Below are 17,328 nucleotides of genomic sequence, written 5' to 3'. Positions count from 1 at the left end.
CCCCTGTCTACTGTGCATGGGGTTGTTTTCGCAGCTTTTGTCTTGGGAGGGGCTTTAGCCCGCCCCTAGCGCGACCGCGACATTGTAGGTGACGAGGCTCGCCGCATAGGCCAGCAGCAGCATGTAGGTGAAGGTCACGGCCATCCAGGCCCAGCTTCCGGTCTCGCGCCGGATCACCGCCAGCGTGGAGGCGCATTGCGGGGCGAAGATGTACCAGGCCAGCATCGACAGGGCGGTCGCGAGCGACCATTTCGTCGCCAGCACCTGACCGATCTGCTCGGCCGCCTCCTTGCCGCCCTCGATCGCATAGACGGTGCCGAGGGCTGCGACCGCGACCTCGCGCGCCGCCATGCCGGGGATCAGGGCGACCGCGATCTGCCAGTTGAAGCCGACCGGCGCGAGCAGCGGCTCGAGCGCCTTGCCGATGATCGCAGCCAGGCTGAAATCGATCGCCGGCTCCGTGGCGCCCGCAGGCGGCTGCGGGAACGAAGCCAGGAACCAGATCAGCACCATCATCGAGAAGATCGTGGTGCCGGCGCGCTGCAAAAACATCTTCGCTCGGGTGTAGATGCCGATCGCGATCGATTTTAGCTGCGGCACTTTGTAGTCCGGCAGCTCCAGCATGAACGGCGCCGGGGCATAGTCGCGCAGCATGAAGAACTTGATCACGAACGAGACCAGCAGCGCGCTGGCGATGCCGGTGGCATAGAGGCCGAACATCACGAGGCCTTGCAAGTTGATGAAGCCCCAGACGTCCCTGGCCGGAATGAAGGCGGAGATGATCAGCGTGTAGACCGGAATGCGCGCCGAGCAGGTCATCAGCGGCGCGATCAGGATCGTGGTCAGCCGGTCGCGCTTGTTGTCGATGACGCGCGTTGCCATGATGCCTGGAATGGCGCAGGCAAAGCTCGACAACAGCGGAATGAAGGCGCGGCCGTGCAAGCCGGCGCCGCCCATGATGCGGTCCATCAGGAACGCGGCGCGCGCCATGTAGCCGAAATCTTCCAGGAGCAGGATGAATAAGAATATGATGATGATCTGCGGCAGGAACACGATGACGCTGCCGACGCCCGAGATCACACCGTTCTGAAGGAAGCTCTGGAGCAGGCCGGCGGGGAGGGTGTTGTGGACCAGCTCGCCCAGCGCATCGAAGCCGGAGTTGAGCAGCTCCATCAGCGGCTGCGCCCAGGCGAACACCGCCTGGAACATCACGAACAGGATCAGCGCGAGCACGATGAGGCCGCCGACGGGATGCAGCACGATCGCGTCGATCCGGGCGGTCAAGGTGTCGGGACTAGCAGGCAGGCTGACGCAATCGGCGATGATGCGGTCGGCCTCGCGCTGGGTTGCGCGCAGCTCGGAGACGCTGAGCGCGCGCCAGCTGTTCTCGCGCAGCTCGGCGGCGAGCTTGGACGAGATCTCGTCGGTCAGCTGCAACAGATCGGCCGTGCCGCCCTTGCGCACCGCGATCGAGGTGACCACGGGCACGTCGAGCTCCTTGGCGAGCCGTTCCACGTCGACATTGATGCCGCGGCGCGTGGCGATGTCGAACATGTTGAGCACGAGGATCATCGGCCGTCCCGTGCGCTTGAGCTCGAGCAGCAGGCGGATGGTCAGGCGCAGATTGGTCGCGTCGGCCACGCACAGCACCAGATCGGGCATCGTCTCGCCGGAGGCCTTGCCGAGCACGAAGTCGCGGGTGATCTCCTCGTCCGGGCTGCGGCCGCGCAGCGAGTAGGTGCCGGGCAGGTCGACCACGGAGACCTGGCGACCGAGCGGCGTGACGAAAAAGCCTTCCTTGCGCTCGACCGTGACGCCCGGATAGTTCGCCACCTTCTGCCGGCTGCCGGTCAGGGCATTGAACAGCGAGGTCTTGCCGCTGTTTGGTGTGCCGACCAAGGCGAGATGCAGCAGGGGTAATTCCATGGGAGCAAATATCCGGCCGCTATCTAAGCGACGATGATGGCCATGGCTTCGCGACGACGGACCGCGATGGTGATATTGTCGACCCGCACGGCGATCGGGTCGCGTCCGACCAGCCCCTCATGCAGGACCTCGACCCGGGCGCCCTCGACGAAGCCGAGTTCGATCAGCCGGCTCTCGAGCTCGATGTCCGACAGCGCCGAGCCCGCCTCGCGGGCAGACAGATGCTGGATGACGCCGGTATAGCCGCGCTGCGCCAGGCCCAGCGGCATCTGCGAACGCGTATCGTTGGTGTCGGTCATGCCCTGTATTTTCAACCCAGGGCATTGAGGTCAAGCGCGCTTGCTCGCCGAAGCTGCACCTTAGAGTGATTTTAAAGTGCAGAGCAGGTCGCCCGGGAAAGTCCCCGCAGCTACTGGGCCGAGACCTTTTCCGGCTGGACGGTCATGGCGCGGCTCTTGAAGTAGTCCAGGACGAACAGGCGGATCGCCGACGACAGATTACCCTGCTGGCGGTTACTGTCGATCTCGCCGACCAACTCGGACAGCGTCATGTTGCGCAGGCCCGAGATCTCCTTCATGCCGTTCCAGAACGCCTCTTCCAGGCTGACGCTGGTCTTGTGGCCGGCGACGACGATCGACCGTTTCACGACGGGCGACTTCATGGCTGCTCCTCGCGATCGATCTGGTGCTGATCCAGATGCTCCTTCGCCCGGTCCGCCCGCTTCTCCTCCGCCGACCGCTCCGCTTTCGTGCGGCCGAACTTCGCCCGGTTGGCGTCCGCCTGCTTCGCCGAGGCTTCCCGCTCGGCGCGCTTCCTGAAACGATTCAGGTTGATGACGTTCCCCATGCCGCGTCTCCATCACCCGATCCTCTTCAGGCAGGTTGAAACGTTCAGAAACCGGGCGCTGCATTGCGCCCCCAAAGACTTGATTGCCATTCGCTCGTCCTCGTCAATCGGCCACTCGGCCATCAAACGATGAATTTCGCCCCCGTCGAGGGCAGAAGGGCTGCGCAGCACGCCGCCCCGCAGCGCCATTGACGGTAATCAAATCCCGTCCCCAAAGCCGCATATTTCTGCGGGTCTGGCGTCCGTATCACTACGGATGGCTAGCGGAATTCGGAATTTATCCCGGGCTGGTCATCTTCTCAGGGCGGACCAGGCGGTCGAATTCATCGGCCGAAACGAAGCCGAGCCGCAGCGCCTCTTCCTTCAGCGTGGTGCCGTTGGCATGCGCGGTCTTGGCCACCTTGGCCGCATTGTCGTAGCCGATTTTCGGCGCGAGCGCCGTCACCAGCATCAGCGAGCGCTGCATCAGCTCCTTGATGCGCGTCTCGTCGGCGCGGATGCCGCTGACGCAATGTTCGGTGAAGGAGCGCGCGGCGTCCGCCAGTAAGCGGATCGAGTGCAGCATGTTGTAGGCCAACACCGGCTTGTAGACGTTGAGCTCGAAATGGCCCTGGCTGCCGGCGACCGTGATCGCGGTGTGATTGCCGAACACCTGGCAGCACACCATGGTCATCGCCTCGCACTGCGTCGGATTGACCTTGCCCGGCATGATCGAGGAGCCCGGCTCGTTCTCCGGCAGGATCAGCTCACCCAGGCCCGAGCGCGGGCCGGATCCGAGCAGGCGGATGTCGTTGGCGATCTTGAACAGGCCCGTCGCCACCGAATTGATGGCGCCGTGCGCCAGCACATAGGCATCGTTCGAGGCCAGCGCCTCGAATTTGTTGGCGGCGCTGGTGAAGGGCAGCTTCGTGATCCCGGCAACGTGCTTTGCGAACAGCTTTGCAAAGCGCGGCTTGGAGTTGAGGCCGGTGCCGACGGCGGTGCCGCCCTGCGCCAGCGGATAGAGCTCCTTCACCGCGATCTTGAGCCGGGCGATGCCGCTCTCGACCTGCGCGGCATAGCCCGAAAACTCCTGGCCGAGCGTCAGCGGCGTCGCATCCTGGGTGTGGGTTCGGCCGATCTTCACGATCTTGGAAAACTCCTCCTCCTTCTTGCGCAGCGCGCGGAGCAGCTCATCGAGCGCAGGGACGAGATCGGCATTGATGCGGCTTGCGGCGGCAATGTGCATCGCGGTGGGAAAAGAGTCGTTCGACGACTGACTCATGTTGACGTGGTCGTTGGGATGCACCGGCTTCTTGGCACCGAGCTCGCCGCCGAGCAGCTCGTTGGCACGGTTTGCGATGACCTCGTTGAGGTTCATATTGGTCTGCGTGCCGGAGCCGGTCTGCCACACCACCAGCGGGAAATGATCGTCGAGCTTGCCCTCGATCACCTCGCGCGCGGCGCGGATGATGGCGTTGGCGCGGCGCTGGTCGAGCAGGCCAAGTTCGCGATTGGACTGTGCCGCGGCGAGCTTGACGATGCCGAGCGCATGCACCAGCGAGATCGGCATGCGATCCGTGCCGATGCGAAAATTCTGGCGCGAGCGTTCGGTCTGCGCCCCCCAATAGCGGTCGGCGGCGACCTCGATGGGGCCAAAACTATCGGTCTCGGTGCGGGTGGCGGGGCGGTCGGTCTTCGAGCGAGCAGTTTCTGAGCGGGCAGTCTCTGAGTGGGCAGTCTTGGCCATGAGCACATCCATTTCGCCGTGCGGAATGCCGCGCGGCCCCTTGATATGCCTTCTATATAGGGAGTCGGATATATAGGGAGTCCGGCCGCGCGAGACGGGGCGAGCCCAATCTAGATCATTTCTTGCGGAAACGATCGAGCCGTACGACTTCGGCGCCGCCCTGGTTCGGGGCCGCCGGCGCGTCCGTGCTTTCCTTCGGCTCAGCGGCGGGCGCGGGTACCGCGACGGCCGACGGTGCGGGTGCTGCCGGCAAACTCTCGGGCACCACCTCGGCGAGGTCGGAGGTGTCGAACTGGAGGCCGAATTTCACGGACGGATCGAGGAAGCTCTTGATGGCGCTGAACGGCACCACCAGCCGCTCCGGAATGCCGCCGAACGACAGGCCAACCTCGAAACGGTCCTCGAGCACGGTCAGGTCCCAGAACTGGTGCTGGAGGATGATCGTCATCTCTTCCGGATATTGCGCGAGCAACCGCGGCGACAGCTTCACGCCCTCGGCCTTCGACACGAAGGTGATGAAGAAATGGTGCTCGCCCGGCAGGCCATGGGTCGCCGCATCGGTCAGCACCTTGCGCAGCACGCCGCGCAGCGCGTCGCGGGCCAGCACATCGTATCGGATATGATCGGTCGCCATGGTGGTCCTGTTGCATCCCCGAAGCCGGGCCCTGCCGGCCCGACTCGCCAAGCCGCAATAGTACCGCGCCTGACGGGTCAGCAGGAGTCCCCGCCGGGGAAGAAATCAAAGAGTAAAGTGGAGGCTTCTGTTGCCAGGTGCCTCCGAACCCCGCCTAGCGGAGCTTAACCCGCTAGGACTTTAGAGTGGTCTTTCAAACTGCGTTACGCAGCCTGAGCAACCGGAGCAAAGTTGTCGTTGGCAACTATTGCAGTAGCCCGATAACGGCGGAACAATACCGGGAAAAAGTACGCCCTTTACGCCCTCGTCGATCCTATTTCGCCCCCGCCAAAGCCCACTTCTTGGGCCAGCCCGTCGGTGGGCTTTGGTGGAGGCGCCGGGTACCGCCCCCGGGTCCGAATGGTTTATTGCGACGACCGTTTATTTCCATAGCCGGCGAACCGGCATCCCCAATATAGGGGGCAAACGTTTCGAAAAACAGGGGTTTCAAGCGGCGATCCAGCGGTTTCCATCCGCGGGTTCCGGATGGTCGTCGGTTTGCAATCTTTTCATCGCCATTGAAGTATCCCGCTGCCGCTCCAACAGCGCGACGGTTGCGGTGCTCACCTCCGTTCGCGCATCAATCCACTCTGGCTCCTGCTCGCCGGAGCCTGTTGGGTTTTGCTGGCATTGTGTGATGAAAATCGCTAGGCAGTGATCCGGGCGGGGGATCCAGTTCCAGCCGATTTAGAACAACAGTGCTCGTGACTTACGGGTCGCGGAGGAGACAGCCATGGCCGACACGATGGGCCACTCAGCGACCGCCACCCGAAACACAAAGGTGGCGCTCGGTTTTTGCCTGCTGGCGCTTGCGCCGCAGATTTTCGAATTGATCTGGTCGATCGGGACGATCTTCGGCTGGGGCGCCGGGCGCGGCCCGGCGACGGTCGTCACCAACCACGCGACCGCGCTACTTGCCGGCGCGCCCAGCGCCATCCTCGGATCGTTCGGTGGCGGTGCCAAGAAGGCCTCGTCCGAGGTGCTGCTGGCGCTCATCTATTCCTATCCGCTGTTCGTGGTGGCGATTCTCACGCTGTTCATGACGATCCGATCGGCGCAGGACTATGTCGGCGGCGTTGTCCTGATGGCGCTGGCCCTGTTCGCGTTGTGGGCATCGAGTGATTTGCAGGGCATGCGGGGCTTCTCCTTCGGCGCAGGGACCGCGCCGCGCATGTTCGGCGGCCTGCTGGTCGCCTTGTCCGCCGGTATCGCCCTGACCGGGCTCCTGACGGAGGGAGCCCCGCTCGCCCATTACGCCTGGCGCGGGCCGCTGTTCGTGGTGGCGGCGATCGTCTTTTTCGCACTGGCGATCCGGCCTCTCGGCCTCGTGGTCACAGCCTTCGTAAGCTTCATGATTGCGGCGACGGGCTCGCACGAGACGCGCTGGCTCGAAGCTGCGATCGTCGGCGCCTGCCTGACGTTCGGTTGCGCAATCCTGTTTCCGTACGTGCTCGGGCTGCCGATGCCGATGTTTCCGCGTTTCCTGATCCAGTGAGGGCGTGATGGATATCTTTGCCAACCTCGCTCACGGCTTCGCCGTCGCGCTCTCTCCGATCAACCTTCTGATGTGCCTGATCGGCGCTCTGGTCGGGACGCTGGTGGGCGTGCTCCCGGGCATCGGCACCATCGCGACCGTCGCGATGCTGCTACCGATCACCTTCGGACTGCCGCCGGTCGGCGCGCTGATCATGCTCGCCGGCATTTATTACGGCGCCCAGTACGGCGGCTCGACCACGTCAATCCTGGTCAACATACCCGGTGAGGCGACATCGGTCGTTACCGCCATCGATGGCCATCAGATGGCCAAGCAGGGCCGCGCTGGCCCCGCGTTGGCGATCGCCGCGATCGGCTCGTTCTTCGCCGGCTGCGTCGCGACCGTCTTGATTGCCGTCCTCGGCGCGCCGCTTACGAAGCTCGCGCTGGCGTTCGGCCCGGCCGAATATTTCTCGCTAATGGTGCTTGGCCTGATCTTCGCGGTGGTCCTGGCCAAGGGCTCGGTGCTGAAGGCGATCGCGATGATCGTGTTCGGCCTGTTGCTCTCGATGGTCGGCTCGGACATCGAGACCGGCGCCTCGCGCATGGCCTTCAACATCCCGGAGCTCGCCGACGGTCTCGGCTTTGCGACGGTGGCGATGGGCGTATTCGGCTTTGCCGAGATCATCCGCAATCTCGACGCCGGCGCCGAGATGAGCCGCGATCTCGTGCAGCAGAAGATCACCGGCCTGATGCCGACCAGAAAGGATCTGATCGACTCGACGCCTGCCATCCTTCGCGGCACCGTGCTCGGCTCGATCCTCGGTATCCTGCCCGGCGGTGGTGCGACGATCGCGTCGTTTGGCGCCTATACGCTCGAGAAGAAGCTTGCCAAGAATCCGTCGCGCTTTGGCCGCGGTGCGATCGAGGGCGTGGCGGGGCCGGAGAGCGCCAACAATGCCGCCGCGCAGACCTCGTTCATCCCGCTGCTGACGCTCGGCATCCCGCCCAACGCGGTGATGGCACTGATGGTGGGCGCGATGACCATCCACGGCATCGTGCCGGGCCCGCAGGTGATGCAGAAGCAGCCGGATCTCGTCTGGGGCATGATCGCCTCGATGTGGATCGGCAATCTGATGCTGATCATCATCAACCTCCCGCTGGTCGGCATCTGGGTGCGGCTGCTGCGCGTGCCGTACCGGCTGATGTTCCCCTCGATCGTGATCTTCTGTGCGATCGGCATCTATTCGGTGAACAACGCACCGGTCGACGTCATCCTCGCAGGCGTGTTCGGCCTCGTCGGTTACTGGCTGATCAAGCACGATTTCGAGCCCGCGCCGTTGCTGCTCGGCATGGTGCTGGGGCCGCTGATGGAAGAGAACCTGCGCCGTGCGCTGCTGATCTCGCGCGGCGACTGGAGCGTGTTCCTGACGCGTCCGTTGTCGGCGGTGCTGCTGGCGGTCGCGGCGGGCCTCCTCGTTCTTACGGTGCTACCGGTGTTGCGCGCCAAGCGCGACGAGGTTTTCACCGAGTCTGAGAACTGAGAGGTTGCGCCCTGCGTCGGCGCGCCGCATTCGGAAGTCGAATCGACTTGTATGACGGCTTCGTGGAATGAAAATGCCGGCCCTTGTGGCCGGCATTTTTGTTTGTCTCCCGGGAGATCGAGATGACTGTCATTCGCGCGCTTGCGGGCGCATGTGCCGCGGCGTTCGCATCATTGTGCGTCCTTGCCGCACCCGCTGAGGCACAGACCTATCCGACGCGCAGCATCACCATGATCGTGCCGTTCGCGGCCGGCGGACCGACCGACGTCGTCGCGCGCATCGTCACCGCGCACATGGCGCAGACGCTGGGGCAGAGCATCATCATCGAGAATGTAGTGGGCGCCGGCGGCACCACCGCCACAACGCGCGCCGCGCGTGCGGCCAACGACGGCTATACGCTCATCACCGGGCATATGGGCACGCATGCCGCCTCCGTGCCGCTTTATCCAAAGCTTGCCTATCATCCCGAAAAGGACTTCGAGCCGGTCGCGCTGCTCGCGGGCACGCCGATCCTGATTCTGGCGCGCAAGGATTTTCCGCCGAAGGACCTCAAGGAGTTCGTCGCCTACGTGAAGGCCAACGCCGAGAAGGTGAATGCCGCGCATGCCGGCGTCGGCTCGGTCTCGCACGTCTCGTGCGAGCTTCTGCACTCCATCCTCGACATCAAGCCGGTCGGTGTGCCCTTCAATGGCACGGGCCCCGCGATGAACGCGCTGGTGGCCGGCCAGGTCGACTACATGTGTGACCAGATCGTCAACGCCGTGCCGCAGATCAATGCCGGCACCATCAAGGCCTATGCGATCGCGACGGCGGAGCGCAATCCGTCGCTGCCGAACGTGCCGACGACGGCGGAAGCCGGCCTACCCGCATTCCAGGCCCAGGCCTGGAATGCGATGTTCGCACCGAAGGGAACCTCGCCGGCAATCGTTGCGAGCCTGAACGCCGCGGCCATCAAGGCGCTCGACGACGAGACCGTCCGGAAGCGCCTGCTCGAGCTCGGCAGCGTCATTCCCGGCCCCAAGGACCGTACGCCGGAGGCGCTGGCGACCCTCGTCAAGAACGAGATCGCGAAATGGAGCCCGGTGCTCAAGCCGGCAACTTAGCCAGCGGGATCAGGCTGATAGGTGAGGGGCGGGACGCTGGGTTCCGCCGCTTGTCGTTTGCGCCGGGAACGCTCACTTTTCCGGGTATAATCGGCGCGAACAGCGAATCGCCGCTGTCGCAGCGCGGAGGCGGCCGCTAAGTTTCCAGCCTCCCCAAAGGCGCACGACACATGCACCAGTATCAGGACCTGCTCGAGCGGATTCTTTCAGACGGCGCCGAGAAGACCGACCGGACCGGTACCGGTACGCTGTCGGTGTTCGGCCACCAGATGCGCTTCAATCTGTCCGCCGGTTTCCCGATGCTGACCACCAAGCGGCTGCCGCTGAAGGCGATTGTGCATGAGCTGCTCTGGTTCCTGAAGGGCGATACCAACATCAAATATCTGCGCGACAACGGCGTCACCATCTGGGACGAATGGGCCGATGCCAATGGCGATCTCGGCCCGGTTTACGGGCATCAGTGGCGCTCCTGGCCCGCGCCTGATGGCCGCAGCATCGACCAGATCGCGAACGTGGTCGACATGATCAAGCGCAATCCGGACTCGCGCCGCCTGATCGTCTCGGCCTGGAATCCGGCCGAGGTCGACAAGATGGCGCTGCCGCCGTGCCACTGCCTGTTCCAGTTCTACGTCGCCAACGGCAAATTGTCTTGCCAGCTCTATCAGCGCTCTGCCGACGTGTTCCTCGGCGTGCCCTTCAACATTGCCTCCTATTCGCTGCTGACGATGATGGTCGCGCAGGTCACCGGCCTCAAGCCCGGCGACTTCGTGCATTCGTTCGGCGATACCCATCTCTATTCCAACCATCTGGAGCAAGCGAAGCTCCAGCTCACCCGCGCGCCCCGCGCGCTGCCGGTGATGCGGATCAACCCCGACGTGAAGGACATCTTCTCGTTCCGCTTCGAGGATTTCGAGCTCGTCGGCTACGATCCGCATCCGCACATCAAGGCGGAAGTCGCGGTTTAGCGCCTATGTCGCTCAACATCCGCCGCGTGCGCCCGGGCGAAGCCGGGCTCGTTCTTGCTTTCATCCGCGAACTCGCCGAATACGAAAAGCTCTCGCACGAGGTCGAGGCAACAGAGGCGATGATTGCGGACGCGCTGTTCGGCGAGCGGCCGCAGCTCCATTGCGCGATCGCCGAATGGAACGGCGAGGCGGCCGGTTTTGCGGTGTGGTTTGCGAATTTCTCCACTTTCAGCGGCCGCCACGGCATCTATCTCGAAGACCTCTATGTGCGGCCGTCGCATCGGGGCAGGGGCCTCGGCAAGGCGCTGCTGGTCTATCTCGCGAAGGAATGCGTCGACAACGGCTGGTCGCGCCTGCAATGGGCGGTGCTCGACTGGAATGCGCCGTCGATCGCGTTCTACAAATCGCTCGGTGCCGTCATGATGGACGACTGGACGCTGTGTCGCGTCACCGGGCCAGCGTTGACACGGCTTGCCGGGAGCGCGACCTGATGGAGATCGTCTTCGTCGTCGCGATCGCCGAGAACGGAATCATCGGCGCGGGCAACACCATGCCGTGGCGACTGAAATCCGACATGGCGCGCTTCAAGGCGCTCACGATCGGCAAGCCCGTGATCATGGGCCGCAAGACCTTCGAATCCCTGCCCCGGCCGCTGCCGAACCGCACCAACATCGTGATCACGCGCGATGCGGGTTATCGCGCCATCGGAGCCATCGTCACGACATCGGCGGCTGATGCGGACGCGGTTGCGCGGGGCGACGCCCTGCGGCGTTCGGTCACTGAGATCGCGGTGATCGGCGGCGCCGAGATCTTTCGGCAATGGATCGATCGCGCCGATCGGCTCGAAATCACCGAAGTGCATGCGCGGCCCCAAGGCGACACGTATTTCGACATCGACAAGGCCGAGTGGGACGAGGTGGCGCGCATCCGTCATCCTGCCGGCCCCGACGACAGCGCCGACTTCTCCTATGTGACATATCGTCGGCGGGCGGGCCATTAACCGCATTCGCCAATGTTTACATTGACTTTTTCGCGCCCGAGCATAGCTCGGAGGACGGTCAGGGCTGCGTTGTAAGGGACCTGCCTGTCCCCTATAAAGCCGGACCGGACAAAGCGGGCGGGGGCAATGCCACCCTGCCGAGGAGAGCGTCGAATGCCGTGGAAGAATCAGGGCGGTGGCCCATGGGGCTCGGGTCCAAAGGGACCATGGGGCTCCGGCCCGCAACCGGTCGGGCCGAGGCCGCCGGATCTGGAAGACCTCCTGCGGCGCGGCCAGGACCGCCTCCAGCAGATCATGCCGGGCGGCTATTTTTCCGGCGTCGGCATCACGCTGATCATCCTGCTCATCGTCGCGTTCTGGCTGCTGTCGGGCTTCTTCCGCGTGCAGTCCGAAGAGCGCGGCGTCGTGCTGCGCTTCGGCAAGCATGTCCGCACCGTCGATCCGGGCCTGAATTACCACCTGCCCTATCCGATCGAGACCGTGCTGCTGCCGAAGGCGCTGCGCGTCTCCACGACTTCCATCGGCATGACGGTGATCGAGGATCCGGCGCGGCGCGGCCGCTCCATTCGCGACGTGCCGGAAGAGAGCCTGATGCTGACCGGTGACGAGAACATCGTCGACGTCGACTTCACCGTGCTCTGGCGCATCAAGCCCGACGCCGGCGGCGTGGGCGATTTTCTGTTCAACATCCAGAACCCCGAAGGCACCGTGAAAGCGGTCGCCGAGAGCGCGATGCGTGAGGTCATTGGCCGTTCGCAGATCCAGCCGATCCTGACCGGTGCCCGCAATACGATCGAGCAGGGGGTGCAGGAACTGATCCAGAAGACTCTCGACAGCTATGGCGCAGGCATTCTCATCACCCAGGTGCAGATGCAGAAGGTCGATCCGCCGGCGCAGGTGATCGACGCCTTCCGTGACGTGCAAGCGGCGCGCGCCAATCTGGAGCAGCTGCAAAACGAAGCGCAGACCTACGCCAACCAAGTGGTGCCGCAGGCGCGCGGACGTGCAGCGCAGATCCTGCAGGCCGCCGAAGGCTACAAGGAGCAGGCGGTCGCCGAGGCCAAGGGCCAGAGCGCGCGCTTCCTGAAAGTGTACGACGAATACAAGAAGGCGCCCGACGTGACGCGTGAACGGATTTATCTGGAGACGATGGAGCGCGTGCTCGGCGGCGCCGAGAAGCTGGTCTATGACGGCGGCCCTGCGGGTCAGGGTGTCGTGCCCTATCTGCCGCTTCCCGAGTTGACGCCCAAGCGGCAGCCTACGACCGGTCCGCAGTCGAGCGGAGGCAACCGATGAGGTCTCCGGTTACAGGTTTCGTCTCGCTGCTCGGACTCCTGCTGGTCGTGATCGTCGGCTACATGTCGCTGTTCACGGTGCAGCAGACCGAGCAGACCATCGTGCTCCAGTTCGGCAAGCCCGTCGACGTCGTCACCGCACCCGGCCTGCATTTCAAGGCGCCGTGGAATTCGGTGATCAACATCGACAAGCGGATCCTCGACCTGGAGAACCCGTCGCAGGAAGCGATCGCCTCCGACCAGAAGCGGCTGGTGGTCGACGCTTTCGCGCGTTACCGCATCAAGGATGCGTTGCGCTTCTATCAGAGCGTCGGCTCGATCCAGGCCGCCAACATTCAGCTGACCACGCTCCTCAACGCGGCGCTGCGCCGCGTGCTCGGCGAGGTCACCTTCATCAACGTGGTTCGCGACGATCGCGAGAAGCTGATGCAGCGCATCCGCGACCAGCTCGACCGCGAGGCCGATGGCTACGGCATTCAGGTCGTCGACGTCCGGATCCGCCGTGCCGACCTGCCGGAGCAGAACAGCCAAGCGGTCTACCAGCGCATGAAGACCGAGCGCGAGCGGGAGGCCGCTGAGTTCCGTGCACAGGGTGGCCAGAAGGCCCAGGAGATCAAGTCCAAGGCCGATCGCGAGGCGACCATCATCGTCGCGGAGGCCAATTCGCAGGCTGAGCAGACCCGCGGTGCAGGCGATGCCGAGCGCAACCGCCTGTTTGCGGAAGCCTACAGCAAGGACGCCGATTTCTTCGCCTTCTACCGGTCGATGACGGCCTATGAGAACGGGCTGCGTTCGAACGATACCCGTTTCCTGCTGCGGCCAGACTCGGATTTCTTCCGGTACTTCAGTAACCCGTCCGGCAAGATGGCAACCGAGACGCCGGCGAAGCCGTAAGCTAGACAGGGCGGCCGGCTTGGCCGCCCTTGCCCAGACAAGAACAGCATAACGGGAGGTTCCATTCCGATGAGGTCCATTGCGTTTGCCGACTTCCTCATCGGCCTAGGCATCCTGTTCGTGCTGGAAGGCTTGATGTTCGCGGCCAGTCCCAACTGGATGCGCAAGGCCATGAAGAGTGCTATCGCCACGCCGGACAACATCCTGCGGGCTGTCGGAATCGGTTCGGCCGTGGCCGGCCTGATCCTGATCTGGGTGATGCGGCGCCCGGTTTAAGCATCATGCCAACGCCAAAGTGAAGGCAATCGACCGGTTTTTCGCCGTATTATCGGGGTGTTGAGACCCGTTAAGCTCTGCGCTTGCGCCGTCCCCCCGTTCGAGCGCAGGCTGGCGCCGAACCCTATTCTCTGGAGATCACAATGACCGCTGCCACCATTGCCCCGTCCCGCTTGCGCCATTGGGTGCGAACTGGGCTGGCCGCGCTCGCCATCGGTGCTTTCGGCGCGTTCGGCACGCCGGCCCATGCGCGTGGAGCGGACGGCATCGCCGACGTCGCCGAGAAGGTGATCGACGCGGTCGTCAACATCTCTACGTCGCAGACCGTCGAGGCCAAGGGCGGCGGCAGCAATACCATGCCGCAACTGCCGCCAGGTTCGCCGTTCGAGGAGTTCTTCGACGACTTCTTCAAGAACCGCAGGGGTCCCGGCGGTGGCAGCAAGGGCGGCGACAACAACCCGCCGCGCAAGACCAACTCGCTCGGCTCCGGCTTCATCATCGACACAGCAGGCGTGGTCGTTACCAACAACCATGTCATTGCCGATGCCGACGAGATCCATGTCATCCTCAACGACGGCACCAAGATCAAGGCCGAGCTGGTCGGCGTCGACAAGAAGACCGACCTCGCCGTGCTCAAGATCAAGCCTCCGAAGCCGCTGGTCGCGGTGAAGTTCGGCGACTCCGACAAGCTCCGGCTCGGCGACTGGGTGGTCGCGATCGGCAACCCCTTCAGTCTCGGTGGCACGGTCACGGCCGGTATCGTCTCGGCCAAGAACCGCGACATCTCCTCAGGGCCATATGACAGCTATATCCAGACCGACGCCTCCATCAACCGCGGCAATTCCGGCGGCCCGCTGTTCAACCTCGACGGCGACGTCATCGGCGTCAACACGCTGATCATCTCGCCCTCCGGCGGCTCCATTGGCATCGGCTTCGCCGTGCCGTCGAAGACGGTCGTTGGCGTCGTCGACCAGCTCCGGCAGTTCGGCGAGCTGCGCCGCGGCTGGTTAGGGGTGCGCATCCAGAGCGTCACCGACGAGATCGCCGAGAGCCTCAACATCAAGCCGGCGCGCGGCGCGCTGGTCGCCGGCGTGGACGACAAGGGTCCGGCGAAGCCCGCCGGCATCGAGCCTGGTGACGTCGTCGTCAAATTCGATGGCAAGGACGTCAAGGATCCGAAGGACCTGTCCCGCGTCGTCGCCGACACGGCGGTTGGCAAGGAGGTCGACGTGATCATCATCCGCAAAGGCCAGGAACAGGCCAAGAAGGTCACGCTCGGCCGGCTCCAGGATCCCGAGAAGGTGCAGGCCGCGGTGAAAACCGACGAGCCCGCACCCGAGAAGCCGGTGACGCAGAAGGCGCTCGGTCTCGATCTGGCAACGCTGAGCAAGGATCTACGCACGCGCTACAAGATCAAGGACACCGTCAAGGGCGTGGTCGTCACCAATGTCGAGGCCAATTCCGACGCCGCCGAGAAGCGGCTCTCCGCCGGTGACGTCATCGTCGAGGTGGCGCAGGAGGCGGTGTCGAGCGGCGCCGACATCCAGAAGCGGGTCGATCAGCTCAAGAAGGACGGCAAGAAGTCGGTGCTGCTGCTCGTCTCCAATGCCGACGGCGAGCTGCGCTTCGTGGCGTTGAGCGTGCAATAGGAAGGGCTGGTCGTCCTACCATTCATTGTCATTCCGGGTTCGATGCTTCGCATCACCCGGAATGACGCAGAGAACGTTACCCCTCCACGAACTCCTCGCGCCGATACCCTTGCGCATACAGCAGCGCGGTGAGATCGCCGTGATCAATCCGCGCTGCCGCGGCCGCGGCCACCGCCGGCTTGGCGTGATACGCCACACCGAGCCCCGCCGCCTGGATCATCCCAAGGTCATTGGCGCCGTCACCGACCACGATCGACTCGAGGTCGTCGAGATCAAACGATTCCATCAGATCCAACAGTGTCGCGAGTTTCGCGGCGCGGCCCAGGATCGGTTCCTTCACCTCGCCGGTGAACTTGCCGTCGCGCACGACGAGTTCGTTGGCGCGGTTTTCCTGGAAGCCGATCTTGGCGGCGACCGCGTTCGTGAACAGCGTGAAGCCGCCCGAGACGAGGCAGGTGTAGGCGCCGTGCGCGCGCATGGTCGCGACCAGCTCACGGCCGCCGGGGGTCAGCGTGATGCGTTTGGCCAGTACTTCGTCGACCGCGCTGGCGGGCAGATCCTTGAGCAGCGCAACGCGCTCGCGCAGCGCCGGCTCGAACTCGATCTCGCCGCGCATCGCGCGTTCGGTGATGGCGGCCACATGCGCCTTCACCCCGACCAAGTCGGCGAGTTCGTCGATGCATTCCTGGCCGATCATGGTGGAATCCATGTCGGCGAGAAAAAGCTTCTTGCGCCGGAAGCCGACTGGCTGCACGACGATGTCGATGGGCAGGTCGCCGCGAAGCTCGCGGAGCCGCTGTTCGATGGCGTGGCGGTCGCCTTCGAGGTTACTTTCGGCGCCGAAGGGAATGTCGACCGCAACCCCTTCGAACAACCAGTGCGCGGGAGCTGCTTGTGGCAGCACAGCGCGGGCGCCGTCGACGATGGTAGAGTCGAGCGCAGGATTGTCGGGATTGCAGATCAGCGTGGCGACGAGGGACATTTGAGGTTTTCGTGAGCGAGGGGCAAGTCAGCGGAAGGCGTGTTGGCAAGGCCGTGCTTATCGCAGGCCCGACCGCCAGCGGCAAGTCGGCGCTGGCGCTCGAGCTTGCGCTCGCCACCGGCGGCATCATCATCAACGCCGATTCCATGCAGGTTTACCGCGATCTGCGCATCATCACGGCACGGCCGACAGGGGCTGATGAGGCGCTCGTGCCGCATCGTCTCTATGGCCATGTCGATGCGGCCGTGAATTTCTCGGCCGGTGCCTGGGTGAGCGACGCGGCGAAGGCGCTCGAAGCGGCGATGGCCGAACGCCGCCTGCCGATCTTCGTCGGCGGCACCGGGCTCTATTTCAAGGCACTGACGGCGGGCCTCTCCGTAGTGCCGCCAATTCCTGCCGAGGTGCGCGAGGATGTGCGCGCGCGGCTGCAGCAGAACGGCGTCGAAGCGCTACACGCGGAACTCGCGCACCGCGATCCGCGTGCGGCCGAACGATTGAATCTGCGCGACCGCACCCGGATCGCGCGCGCGCTGGAAGTAGTCGAAGCGACCGGCCGTTCGCTGCTCGACTGGCACGGCGAAGGCCAGCCGCCGTTGCTGCCGAAGGACAATTTTCGCGCGGTGTTTCTCGCCCCCGCGCGCGACGAACTCTATGCCCGCATCGATGCGCGCTTCGATGCCATGTTGAGCGCCGGCGCGCTCAGGGAGGTCGAGCGGCTTGCCGCCAGACACCTCGATCCGCTGTTGCCGGCCACGAAGGCCCACGGCGTGCCGGCGCTGATCCGGCATCTGCGCGGCGAGCTCAGCCTGGAAGAAGCTGCCACAATCGGCCGCGCCGACACCCGCCACTACGCCAAGCGCCAGTTCACCTGGTTCCGGCATCAATTGCCTGAGTTCGAATGGGTGAAGCCGGAGGAGGCGAGGGGATGGCTCGCCGCGATCGTGGACGCGACACGGGATGCGAACTGACGAGC

Annotated in this window: 19 protein-coding genes and 1 other RNA gene; 11 read left to right on the top strand and 9 right to left on the bottom strand. The window is 64.4% G+C overall.

Features of this window, described 5'->3' with window-relative positions:
* Positions 1-54 precede the first annotated feature (54 nt).
* From IVA96_RS26920 to ssrA, 8 genes are all read right to left on the bottom strand, one after another.
* Positions 55-1,926 (bottom strand): ferrous iron transporter B, encoded by a 1,872-nt coding sequence (locus IVA96_RS26920; RefSeq protein WP_247278519.1) that lies wholly within the window; start codon positions 1,924-1,926, stop codon positions 55-57.
* Between the two features lie 23 nt (positions 1,927-1,949).
* Complete coding sequence (locus IVA96_RS26915; RefSeq protein WP_247278520.1) at positions 1,950-2,225, bottom strand: FeoA family protein; 276 nt, start codon at positions 2,223-2,225, stop codon at positions 1,950-1,952.
* A gap of 110 nt (positions 2,226-2,335) precedes the next feature.
* Positions 2,336-2,587: a ribbon-helix-helix domain-containing protein gene (locus IVA96_RS26910; RefSeq protein ID WP_247278521.1), complete on the bottom strand. Its 252-nt coding sequence runs from the start codon at positions 2,585-2,587 to the stop codon at positions 2,336-2,338.
* A complete protein-coding gene (locus tag IVA96_RS26905) occupies positions 2,584-2,772 on the bottom strand; it encodes a DUF4169 family protein (RefSeq protein ID WP_247278522.1) in 189 nt (62 codons plus the stop codon). The genes IVA96_RS26910 and IVA96_RS26905 overlap by 4 nt, the downstream gene beginning before the upstream one ends.
* Before the next feature lie 12 nt (positions 2,773-2,784).
* Positions 2,785-2,961, bottom strand: coding sequence for a hypothetical protein (locus IVA96_RS26900; RefSeq protein WP_247278523.1), 177 nt, complete (start codon positions 2,959-2,961; stop codon positions 2,785-2,787).
* An 88-nt stretch (positions 2,962-3,049) separates the two neighbouring features.
* Positions 3,050-4,513: a class II fumarate hydratase gene (gene fumC / locus IVA96_RS26895; protein WP_247278524.1), complete on the bottom strand. Its 1,464-nt coding sequence runs from the start codon at positions 4,511-4,513 to the stop codon at positions 3,050-3,052.
* A gap of 103 nt (positions 4,514-4,616) precedes the next feature.
* The gene (locus IVA96_RS26890) at positions 4,617-5,135 is read right to left on the bottom strand and encodes a ClpXP protease specificity-enhancing factor SspB (RefSeq protein WP_247278525.1); all 519 of its coding nucleotides are present in this window, start codon (positions 5,133-5,135) and stop codon (positions 4,617-4,619) included.
* Between the two features lie 116 nt (positions 5,136-5,251).
* Positions 5,252-5,619, bottom strand: a transfer-messenger RNA (tmRNA) gene (gene ssrA, locus IVA96_RS26885).
* 288 nt (positions 5,620-5,907) lie between these two features.
* Between ssrA and IVA96_RS26880 the strand changes: the two genes are divergently transcribed.
* From IVA96_RS26880 to IVA96_RS26835, 10 genes are all read left to right on the top strand, one after another.
* Entirely contained in the window at positions 5,908-6,669 is a 762-nt protein-coding gene (locus tag IVA96_RS26880; protein WP_247278526.1) for a tripartite tricarboxylate transporter TctB family protein, read from the top strand.
* Positions 6,670-6,673: 4 nt separating this feature from the next.
* Entirely contained in the window at positions 6,674-8,191 is a 1,518-nt protein-coding gene (locus IVA96_RS26875; protein WP_247278527.1) for a tripartite tricarboxylate transporter permease, read from the top strand.
* A 122-nt stretch (positions 8,192-8,313) separates the two neighbouring features.
* Positions 8,314-9,294: a tripartite tricarboxylate transporter substrate binding protein BugD gene (locus tag IVA96_RS26870; protein WP_247278528.1), complete on the top strand. Its 981-nt coding sequence runs from the start codon at positions 8,314-8,316 to the stop codon at positions 9,292-9,294.
* A gap of 170 nt (positions 9,295-9,464) precedes the next feature.
* Positions 9,465-10,259 (top strand): thymidylate synthase, encoded by a 795-nt coding sequence (locus tag IVA96_RS26865; protein WP_247278529.1) that lies wholly within the window; start codon positions 9,465-9,467, stop codon positions 10,257-10,259.
* A gap of 5 nt (positions 10,260-10,264) precedes the next feature.
* A complete protein-coding gene (locus IVA96_RS26860; RefSeq protein ID WP_247278530.1) occupies positions 10,265-10,750 on the top strand; it encodes a GNAT family N-acetyltransferase in 486 nt (161 codons plus the stop codon).
* Positions 10,750-11,259, top strand: coding sequence for a dihydrofolate reductase (locus IVA96_RS26855; RefSeq protein WP_247278531.1), 510 nt, complete (start codon positions 10,750-10,752; stop codon positions 11,257-11,259). The genes IVA96_RS26860 and IVA96_RS26855 overlap by 1 nt, the downstream gene beginning before the upstream one ends.
* A 153-nt stretch (positions 11,260-11,412) precedes the next feature.
* Entirely contained in the window at positions 11,413-12,555 is a 1,143-nt protein-coding gene (hflK, locus tag IVA96_RS26850) for an FtsH protease activity modulator HflK (RefSeq protein ID WP_247278532.1), read from the top strand.
* On the top strand, positions 12,552-13,448 hold the full coding sequence (locus IVA96_RS26845; protein ID WP_247278533.1) for a protease modulator HflC: 897 nt from the start codon (positions 12,552-12,554) through the stop codon (positions 13,446-13,448). Before hflK ends, IVA96_RS26845 begins: the two co-directional genes overlap by 4 nt.
* Positions 13,449-13,517: 69 nt before the next feature.
* Complete coding sequence (locus IVA96_RS26840) at positions 13,518-13,724, top strand: DUF2065 domain-containing protein (protein WP_027560516.1); 207 nt, start codon at positions 13,518-13,520, stop codon at positions 13,722-13,724.
* A 143-nt stretch (positions 13,725-13,867) separates the two neighbouring features.
* The gene (locus tag IVA96_RS26835; RefSeq protein WP_247278534.1) at positions 13,868-15,373 is read left to right on the top strand and encodes a Do family serine endopeptidase; all 1,506 of its coding nucleotides are present in this window, start codon (positions 13,868-13,870) and stop codon (positions 15,371-15,373) included.
* A 76-nt stretch (positions 15,374-15,449) separates the two neighbouring features.
* On the opposite strand, the gene serB is transcribed toward IVA96_RS26835, so the two are convergent.
* Positions 15,450-16,355: a phosphoserine phosphatase SerB gene (gene serB, locus IVA96_RS26830; protein ID WP_247278535.1), complete on the bottom strand. Its 906-nt coding sequence runs from the start codon at positions 16,353-16,355 to the stop codon at positions 15,450-15,452.
* Positions 16,356-16,366: 11 nt separating this feature from the next.
* Between serB and miaA the strand changes: the two genes are divergently transcribed.
* Positions 16,367-17,323 (top strand): tRNA (adenosine(37)-N6)-dimethylallyltransferase MiaA, encoded by a 957-nt coding sequence (miaA, locus tag IVA96_RS26825; RefSeq protein WP_247278536.1) that lies wholly within the window; start codon positions 16,367-16,369, stop codon positions 17,321-17,323.
* Positions 17,324-17,328 lie beyond the last annotated feature (5 nt).

Origin of the sequence: Bradyrhizobium sp. 159 (assembly GCF_023073795.1) — a bacterium.
Taxonomy (GTDB): Bacteria; Pseudomonadota; Alphaproteobacteria; order Rhizobiales; family Xanthobacteraceae; genus Bradyrhizobium.
Note: the sequence above shows the minus strand (reverse complement) of the source record. Positions and strands in the feature narration are given on the sequence as shown.